The organism is Yersinia pekkanenii (assembly GCF_001152565.1).
In the GTDB taxonomy this organism is placed as follows: domain Bacteria; phylum Pseudomonadota; class Gammaproteobacteria; order Enterobacterales; family Enterobacteriaceae; genus Yersinia; species Yersinia pekkanenii.
The window spans coordinates 1-8244 of record NZ_CQAZ01000079.1 but is presented as its reverse complement, the minus strand read 5'-3'; the positions used below and the strand labels follow the sequence as shown (position 1 = coordinate 8244).

Genomic DNA, 8244 nt, shown 5'->3' with positions numbered 1-8244 from the left:
ATCTATGCAAAAAAATTCGCCGCGCTACATAATTCAATCAAAAATGGTCTGGACGCCGTTATAACAGGGGATTAGCACTACAATGGCTTATCCACCGTTCAGCTCAATAGAAAGATCATAGAAATAGCTGAGTTTTTTGTCTAATATATTAATCATTCTAAATAAGACTTTAAACATATCAATGGAACCCAATGAGTATTGAACTCAGACATTTACGTTATTTCATTGCAGTGGCAGAGGAATTGCACTTTGGCCGAGCCGCTGAACGTTTACGTATTTCTCAGCCTCCACTGAGTCAGCAAATCCAAATTTTGGAAGAACAAATTGGTGCTCGATTACTGGCTCGTAACAACCGTAATGTCAGTTTGACCCAAGCGGGCGCATTGTTTTTAAAGGAGTCGTATCAAATTCTGGCGCAGGTAAACTCGGCATCAGAAAAGGCAGCACGTTTACATCGCGGCGAATCCGGCGAACTGACCATTGGTTTTACCTCATCAGCACCGTTTATTAGTACGGTATCTAAAAACTTACGCGCATTTCGCCAATTGCATCCACAAGTGCATATTAAGATGCAGGAAGTTAACACTAAGCAACAAATTGAACCGCTACTGGATGGGCGGCTTGATCTTGGTGTGATGCGTAATACCCGGCTACCTGATGCCTTACAATATCGTCTATTGTTGCGTGAACCCTTAGTGGCAGTAGTCCACGAAGAACACCCATTAGCTGCGTTGCCTCATGGCAGTGTTAAAATCAGTTCGCTGGCAGAGCAGCCTTTTGTCTTCTTTTCCCGTGAAGTGGGTACCGCACTGTATGACGAAATTCTCACTCTGTTAGCTCGTTATGACATCACGCCCTATATCACGCAAGAAGTCGGGGAGGCGATGACCATCGTTGGCCTGGTATCTTCCGGTTTGGGCGTATCAATACTGCCAGCTTCATTTACACGGATAAAAGTGGATGGGGTAAAATATTTGCCTTTAGCTGAAGCCGATGCCACCACCGAGGTATGGCTGGTCAATCATAAGCATCGGCCAGTAACTGCCCCGGCAGAGGCGTTAATTCGCTTAATGGTTAAGGATACATCTGCTGCTTCGGGGGCAATTAAATCTACTTAGCCAACGACCCGCATTAGCCTTACCGAGTGATAAATACGTCGGGATCATGTGAGCCCATAGCGACTCACTTCGTATAAAAAATCGCCAGCAGTCCCAATAAAACGGGTGATTATGTGCAGTAAATCACATAACTAATCAAATAGTTGACGCCATATGCTAAAAGCCCCAACATAGCCGATAATCTTTATTTAGAAGCGCGAAAAATATTTGGTTGGCAGAAAAGGAGCCGGTTTAGTGATAACGGATGGACAGCCTGGGCATATTGATCAAATCAAGCAAACCAATGTAGGAGCCGTTTATCGGCTGATTGATTTGTTTAGCCCAATATCACGTATTGAGCTGTCTAAACGGGCGCAATTGGCCCCCGCCAGTATCACAAAAATTGTGCGGGAACTGGTTGAAGCTCATCTGGTAAAAGAAACCGAATATCAAGACGTCGGTAGCCGTGGGCGGCCCGCTATCGGTTTAGTTCTGGATACCGAAGCCTGGCATTACGTCTCTGGTCGTATCAGCCGTGGTTCTATCACTCTCGCCTTGCGCGACCTCAGTAGTAAACTGGTGGTTGAAGATCAAATTCCATTACCGGATAGTCACGCTGAACCGTTGCTTAACCGCATCCTCAACGAAGTTGATCAATTCTTTATCCGGCATCAGAAAAAGCTTGAAAGGCTGACTGCTATAGCCATTACCATGCCCGGCATTATTGATGCTCCAGCAGGTATTGTGCATAAAATGCCATTTTATGATGTTGATGAAATGCGACTCGGGCCAGAGCTGGAACAACGCACGGGGTTACCCGTTTTTCTGCAACATGATATTTGCGCCTGGACCATGGCAGAAGCACTGTATGGTGCCTCGCGTGGGTGTCAGAATGTCATCCAGGTAGTGATTGACCATAATGTAGGTGCAGGCGTTATCACCGCCGGAAGAGTATTGCATGCGGGTAGCCGCAGCGTAGTCGAGATTGGTCATACCCAAGTCGACCCCTATGGCAAACGCTGTTATTGCGGTAATCACGGTTGTCTTGAGACGGTTGCCAGTATTGAAAACATGCTGGAATTAGCTCAGCAACGATTAAATGGCTCAATGAGCTCGTTATTACATAGCGCGCCACTCAATGTTGAGTCTTTATGTGATGCGGCATTGGCTGGCGATCAATTAGCCAAAGATATCATTCTGGGTGTCGGCCACAGCGTTGGGCGCATTATTGCCATTATGGTTAATTTATTTAATCCAGAAAAAATTCTGGTGGGGTCGCCGTTAAATAAAGCCGCGTCTATTTTGCATCCAGCAATTGCATCTTGTATTCGCCAGCAAGCGCTACCCGCTTACAGCGAGAGTATTCTTGTTGAACCAACCGCATTTTTTAATCAAGGCACAATGCCTGGCGCGGCATTAGTAAAAGAAGCATTATATAATGGCTCATTACTGGTGAAGTTACTGCAAGGGTAAAGTATACCCACTAATAATTAAGAGTTAATTATTAGTGGGTATATCTGATATATTCCTCCTATTATTTAGTATAATCCGTTAAAAACCTCTCTCAGTTCAGCAAAACCTTGCGCTAACGCAAGCTGTCTGTTGTTGGCATCGCCTAGACTTTTATCCATATTGCCCAGTTCGCTAATGTTTGGCGGAAAACTTGAGTCTACGTGGCCAGATGGCGGAGTATTGTTATGTTAACGCGAGTATTTGTGACGGGAACCGACACTGCTGTTGGTAAAACTGTAGTGTCACGGGCCTTACTTCAGGTCTTAAGCCAAAATGGCAGAACCGCTGTCGGCTATAAGCCGGTGGCAACGGCAAGCCAAGAAACGCCCAATGGGTTACGTAATCAGGATGCACTGATTTTACAGAACTCATCCTCTATTGATGTGGATTATCATGAGGTTAACCCATTCCCATTACAAAGCGATGTCATCCATGCTTGCTCAAACACACTGATTAACTACAGCGAAATGACTGAAGGGTTACAGTGTTTATCTGCCAAAGCGGATACGGTTGTTGTCGAAGGCTGTGGTGGTTGGAAAGTCATGATGAATGACCAGCGCTTCTATTCTGATTGGGTAGTCCAGGAACAATTGCCTGTTATTTTGGTTGTCGGAATTAAATTAGGTTGTATCAACCATGCTTTATTAACAGCACAAGCTATTCTCAATGACGGACTGCCATTATTAGGCTGGGTCGCAAATCGTATTAATCCGGGATTAGCGCATTATGCCGAAACAATCGCCATGCTACGCGAACGCATACCTGCGCCGCAGTTGGGGCAACTACCTTATCTACCACACCCAGAAGAAAAGCCTTTAGCAAAATATTTAGATCTGACCGCAATGGGAAAATAATATATTCATGGATATTGTTTGGGATAGGCCAATTAATAATCACTATAGTATTAATAACTCATTTTAACGCGAATGATATACCGAAATTGGACGTAACCAGCGAGCGATTGTGGTCGAAATAACACAGGATAATAGTAATCCGGGCAGTAGGGTGTATTCACCGGTCATTTCGCAAACCATGAGTGCTGCCATAATAGGCGCGTGAGTGGTTGCCGCCAACAGAGTAGCCATACCCGTCAGGGCCATTAACAACCCAATATCGTCACCAAGAACGGGCCACCAGGCAAACATTTGGCCGCATAACATGCCCAACGCTGCCCCAACAAATAATGTCGGGGTAAATACCCCTCCCGGAGCACCCGACCCACTACTGGCCAATATGGCCAATAACTTACATATTAATATGCCACTTATCAATAAAACAGCTGGCGGAGCTGTCAGCAGTGACTGTACTACACTGTAGCCATTGCCCCAGACCTCAGGGAAAATCAGCGATAATAGCCCCACAATCATTCCCCCCAATGCCAGTTGCAGTGGCGGCGATAAATTCAGTGAACGGAAAATCTGCCCACTGGCGGTCATTCCGGTTAAAAACAGGGGGCCGCAGACGCCTGCTAATAATCCCAACAATGCCATAAGAACATATTGTATTGGCCAGGGTGATGGCAAGGCTGGCACTTGATAAAGGGTTTCCTGTCCACCTTGTAATAAATTCGTGGTGAGTAGCGCGCTGACGGCGGCAATAATGACTGGCCCAAGCGAGGCCAGCATCAAGGTGCCAAACAGAATCTCTGCAATAAACAGACTCCCCGCCAACGGTGCATGATAGGCACTGGCCATACCGGCCGCCGCACCGCAGGCGACCCAGAGTTTCCATTCATTAGGCTTGGCATAACGTTGAGCAAACACCGACGCAAACAAGGCCGCTAATAACACCATTGCGCCTTCGCGACCAATCGCGCTGCCACTGGAAACAACTAATAATGACGCGAGGGATTTAACCAAACTGGCGGAAACATCTAAACGCCCATCACCAGTCTCAATCGCTTCCATATAATCGGTCGGTGCACTGGGCTTTTGCTGTTGGTAACGTTGGTATACCCAGAGTAGAGAACCGGCCGCCAAACCACCCAGTGCTGGCGTTAATACTCGCCTCCAGCCAGTAATAGAGGAGGCTGCCGCAACCAGGCTGCCATCAGTTCGGGCGAATAACCGCCATTCCAATCCCAACATTGCCTGATGGAATAGCCAAACAATCAGCGCTGATACTATACCCAGCATGATCGAAATCAGCAGTCGGCGCAGCATTGCGCGGTAGTAATGCAAATCAACTCGCCGTTTCATGCAACGCAACTGACGGACATATTGAGGTAAACCTCACGTTTTGATAGACCGCTAGATTGTTACTGGTCACCAAATGAATGACCAGTGAATCTTTATAAATGCAGAAACAAATTATTTATAAAACAAAAAGGCGCACCGAAAGGCACGCCCGGACACCGGATTACGCAGAGATTATTCTCCGTTGGTTATACGGGTATAAACAATTTTCTGAGTATCATTTTCGCAATGCCCGACCACTTGGCCGCCAGCTTGCTGAACTTGATCATTAGGAACGATATCCAGTTTAAAACCGGATTCAGGCACCCCATTACTGATAATCTTCTGTGTAATGTCTGCCTTCACACTTTCGCAAGATGCCAGTACCGCCAAAGGAGCCAGAGAGAATAACAACGTGCTGATAATAAGCGTTTTTTTCATCATAAATCCTTATGTGGATGAATAGCTTGCCTAACCTATTGATTCCTAAAAGGTACCTAAAGGATAGCCCAGATTGACATAACCTCAAGTGAATCTGGGGCATAGTTATCTATTACGGATTAATCTGGCGACCAGATAAACGGTCCAGGCAACGCTGAGTATTTGGCTCCCAATAGGCGTTCACGTTTTCGCTGCGATCACAGTTGTCCTTCGCATCTTCAGCCCGATCAAACTTATCAAAATTCTTTTCTACCCGGTTATTAACTTTATTGCGCAGCAGATGATTATCATCCCATTGTTGTTGGCTTTGGCGAGCTTGCTCTTTTGACATTGGATCATTGCTGCCACCAACAGAAACACAGGTGCTGCCTTGAGTGCAGTTTGCTGATTGTGCCAGCGCCGGTGTTTGCCACGTTAGCGGCAACATCAGCAAGGCTACCGGCAGAAACGCGCGTAGCAGGCTATTTATTTTCATCGTCTTAAGTCCTTTATGAGTCGGTGATGTTAAATCATCATGTAGTTTACTGGCACGCTATCAGCGGATAAAAATTATATCATTGCTCGCGGTGTATAAACCAGTCAGCGACAATCTTGTTGAGTATATGTAGAGTAACTTAATGTTAATTTACAACCTTTGGTCTATGAGCAACATATTACTGGCAATATAAAGAGATCTAAGAATGTTAAAGACATCACTTCTGTTTTTTGTCACTGCACTGGCTGAAATCATCGGCTGCTTCTTGCCCTATATGTGGTTACGCAAAGGTGGGACAATCTGGTTATTACTGCCCGCAGCGGCAAGCCTGGCCATGTTTGTCTGGTTACTGACACTGCATCCGGCTGCCAGTGGGCGCGTCTATGCCGCATACGGTGGGGTTTATGTTGCCACGGCATTAATTTGGTTGCGGGTAGTCGATGGCGTGAAACTTTCCGTATTTGACTGGGTTGGTGCTGGAGTTGCTCTGGCGGGGATGTTGATTATTGTTGCTGGCTGGCGAGTAAATTAAGGGCGGGGCGGTTAAGCCCCTGGCACTAACGTAGCGTATTAACCTTCGCGGTGAATACTTAATCCGGCAAAAGATTGGCTGACAGGCATCATTTCCAGAGAATTAATATTGACGCGGGCGGGTAGAGTCGCAACCCAATATACGGCTTCAGCGATATCCTCTGATGTCAGCGGGTTAGCACCATCGTAGGTTTTATTGACTTTGTCACCATCACCTTTAAAACGCACCGCAGAGAATTCGGTCCCACCGACCATACCAGGTTCAATATCAGTAACGCGGATGCGTGTACCCTGTAAGTCAGCACGCAGACCCAAACTGAATTGCTTCACAAAAGCTTTGGTCGCACCGTACACGTTACCGCCAGCATACGGCCAGTTGGCAGCGGTAGAGCCAATATTAATCACGTGACCGATATTACGTTCCACCATCGCAGGCAATAAGGCGCGAGTCATATTCACCAAACCTTTGGTATTGGTATCAATCATCGTATCCCAATCTTCAACATTGGCTTTATGAGCCGGTTCCAACCCCAATGCCAAGCCTGCATTATTAACTAATAAATCGATATTTTTCAGCTCGGCAGGCAGTTCATCAATAACTTGTTGAATAGCAGCACGGTTTCGTACGTCTAAACGCACAGTATGCAATTGCTCACCCAGTTCAGACTTCAATTTGTCCAGCCGCTCTTGACGACGGCCTGTCGCGATAACCTGATGACCGTGGCTGATAAATTTGCGGGCGATAGCCTCACCAAAACCGGAGGTTGCTCCTGTTATAAAAACGATCATATGCATTCCTTATCTTTTGTTGCCAATAATATAATTTATACTGTTAACATGTACTTAGGTCTATAGTACAACCGTTCCTACGCTTATAAATGGAAATGGGTAGGGTAGATTGATCATTGAAGTCACGTTTCAAATCCGGAAAATTCTATGACATATTTCGAGCATACCGGATTAAGGTAGGATTAAAAAGTGCTTTATCTGTGACGTTGTCACGTAATTAAAGGGCAGGGTAACGAACCTGCCTCCACAGATATATCCTTTATTTCCAGGCACTAATCCCTTTCGCCCGAAAATCTATTGTAGGCATAACTGGCGTTTCTTTATCATAAAAAAAAGCGGAGTTATTAAAAGAGTAAACTCTCCCAATAATACTGACTTTAACAATATTATCTTCACCTGAAACCTCAGCATTAGCCTTATCTGCGGTAAGGAAGGGCGATGATTTCCCTAGTATTCCTATTATGTTATCGTCAATCTTATTATTCAGATAATAACGGTAAACGTCTGAGTCAGTCGCACCTGAGCTTTTATATTCAGTCACATATAGCCAAATATTTTCTGTTAACTGCTTTTGACTATACAGACTGTCATCATAAGGTTTGCTCATGATATATTGGTAAAGGCTGAAAGAGCCGACAGCAATAAATAATACCGTTGTTAATAAGCCATGAGCCCACTTAATAACCATTTCGCGTTGCATAATCAATTCCTTGCTGAATCCAATATTGATCTCGAGGGTCATCACCATAAGGAGGGCGCTGATGCCATGCACCCCATTCAGGTCTTGACGTACCCGCTCTCGACTGAGCAAACCCAGCCCCCATTAACAGTATATTTATCGGTATTCCTGCTGCTGTTCCAGTAGCCCCATAATTAAAATTACCAAAATTAGCAAGATTTCTATCTTTCTGTTTGTAATCCCATAGACCCCGGTTACGAACCTTTTGGTAAAACCAATGATAAGTTGGTGGCAAAGCCATACCTCGCGGTTGTCCTCTTAGACGGGCCTCACGCATATTTTTTTTAATACATCGAACCCACCATTGGGCATTAAAGGAACTACAGCCATAATCACTCCTCGACAAGCTATATTTTCTATATATCCAATTTATTATATAGCAAAAGCCACTTTTTAAAATAACAGCTATAAATCGTGAAGTTTGACGCGCCCGTAATCCAGCCCAAAACCCCAGATCGGGGTTCCGTGCACATTTCCCCGAAAGAT

10 protein-coding genes are annotated in these 8244 nt (G+C 45.3%); 4 read left to right on the top strand and 6 right to left on the bottom strand.

Annotated elements, in window-relative coordinates; translation table 11 throughout:
* The first annotated feature begins 191 nt into the window (after positions 1-191).
* The 3 genes from AEP37_RS21680 to bioD all read left to right on the top strand — a co-directional run bounded on the left by AEP37_RS21680 (position 192) and on the right by bioD (position 3463).
* On the top strand, positions 192-1118 hold the full coding sequence (locus AEP37_RS21680) for a LysR family transcriptional regulator (RefSeq protein ID WP_049615278.1): 927 nt from the start codon (positions 192-194) through the stop codon (positions 1116-1118).
* Positions 1119-1352: 234 nt separating this feature from the next.
* On the top strand, positions 1353-2570 hold the full coding sequence (mlc, locus tag AEP37_RS21675; protein ID WP_049615277.1) for a sugar metabolism global transcriptional regulator Mlc: 1218 nt from the start codon (positions 1353-1355) through the stop codon (positions 2568-2570).
* 224 nt (positions 2571-2794) lie between these two features.
* Positions 2795-3463, top strand: a complete 669-nt coding sequence (gene bioD, locus AEP37_RS21670) for a dethiobiotin synthase (protein WP_049615276.1) — start codon at positions 2795-2797, stop codon at positions 3461-3463.
* A gap of 63 nt (positions 3464-3526) precedes the next feature.
* On the opposite strand, the gene clcB is transcribed toward bioD, so the two are convergent.
* From clcB to AEP37_RS21655, 3 genes are all read right to left on the bottom strand, one after another.
* A complete protein-coding gene (clcB, locus tag AEP37_RS21665; protein WP_049615275.1) occupies positions 3527-4807 on the bottom strand; it encodes a voltage-gated ClC-type chloride channel ClcB in 1281 nt (426 codons plus the stop codon).
* A gap of 171 nt (positions 4808-4978) precedes the next feature.
* Positions 4979-5224, bottom strand: a complete 246-nt coding sequence (locus tag AEP37_RS21660) for a DUF1161 domain-containing protein (protein ID WP_049615274.1) — start codon at positions 5222-5224, stop codon at positions 4979-4981.
* Between the two features lie 112 nt (positions 5225-5336).
* A complete protein-coding gene (locus tag AEP37_RS21655) occupies positions 5337-5699 on the bottom strand; it encodes a DUF1283 family protein (RefSeq protein WP_049615273.1) in 363 nt (120 codons plus the stop codon).
* A 205-nt stretch (positions 5700-5904) separates the two neighbouring features.
* Between AEP37_RS21655 and AEP37_RS21650 the strand changes: the two genes are divergently transcribed.
* Positions 5905-6231 (top strand): YnfA family protein, encoded by a 327-nt coding sequence (locus AEP37_RS21650; RefSeq protein ID WP_049615272.1) that lies wholly within the window; start codon positions 5905-5907, stop codon positions 6229-6231.
* A 38-nt stretch (positions 6232-6269) separates the two neighbouring features.
* On the opposite strand, the gene ydfG is transcribed toward AEP37_RS21650, so the two are convergent.
* From ydfG to AEP37_RS27430, 3 genes are all read right to left on the bottom strand, one after another.
* On the bottom strand, positions 6270-7019 hold the full coding sequence (ydfG, locus tag AEP37_RS21645) for a bifunctional NADP-dependent 3-hydroxy acid dehydrogenase/3-hydroxypropionate dehydrogenase YdfG (protein ID WP_049615271.1): 750 nt from the start codon (positions 7017-7019) through the stop codon (positions 6270-6272).
* Positions 7020-7278: 259 nt separating this feature from the next.
* Positions 7279-7719 (bottom strand): hypothetical protein, encoded by a 441-nt coding sequence (locus AEP37_RS21640; RefSeq protein ID WP_049615270.1) that lies wholly within the window; start codon positions 7717-7719, stop codon positions 7279-7281.
* Positions 7697-8244 (bottom strand): polymorphic toxin type 44 domain-containing protein (locus AEP37_RS27430; protein WP_244880825.1); only part of this gene is annotated, 548 nt, incomplete at its 5' end. The genes AEP37_RS21640 and AEP37_RS27430, both read right to left, overlap by 23 nt.

Coding starts and splice junctions, on each gene's coding strand:
- AEP37_RS21640 (WP_049615270.1), bottom strand. CDS start 7,719: ATGCAACGCGAAATGGTTATTAAGTGGGCTCATGGCTTATTAACAACG.
- AEP37_RS21680 (WP_049615278.1), top strand. CDS start 192: ATGAGTATTGAACTCAGACATTTACGTTATTTCATTGCAGTGGCAGAG.
- clcB (WP_049615275.1), bottom strand. CDS start 4,807: ATGAAACGGCGAGTTGATTTGCATTACTACCGCGCAATGCTGCGCCGA.
- bioD (WP_049615276.1), top strand. CDS start 2,795: ATGTTAACGCGAGTATTTGTGACGGGAACCGACACTGCTGTTGGTAAA.
- AEP37_RS21650 (WP_049615272.1), top strand. CDS start 5,905: ATGTTAAAGACATCACTTCTGTTTTTTGTCACTGCACTGGCTGAAATC.
- AEP37_RS21655 (WP_049615273.1), bottom strand. CDS start 5,699: ATGAAAATAAATAGCCTGCTACGCGCGTTTCTGCCGGTAGCCTTGCTG.
- AEP37_RS21660 (WP_049615274.1), bottom strand. CDS start 5,224: ATGAAAAAAACGCTTATTATCAGCACGTTGTTATTCTCTCTGGCTCCT.
- ydfG (WP_049615271.1), bottom strand. CDS start 7,019: ATGATCGTTTTTATAACAGGAGCAACCTCCGGTTTTGGTGAGGCTATC.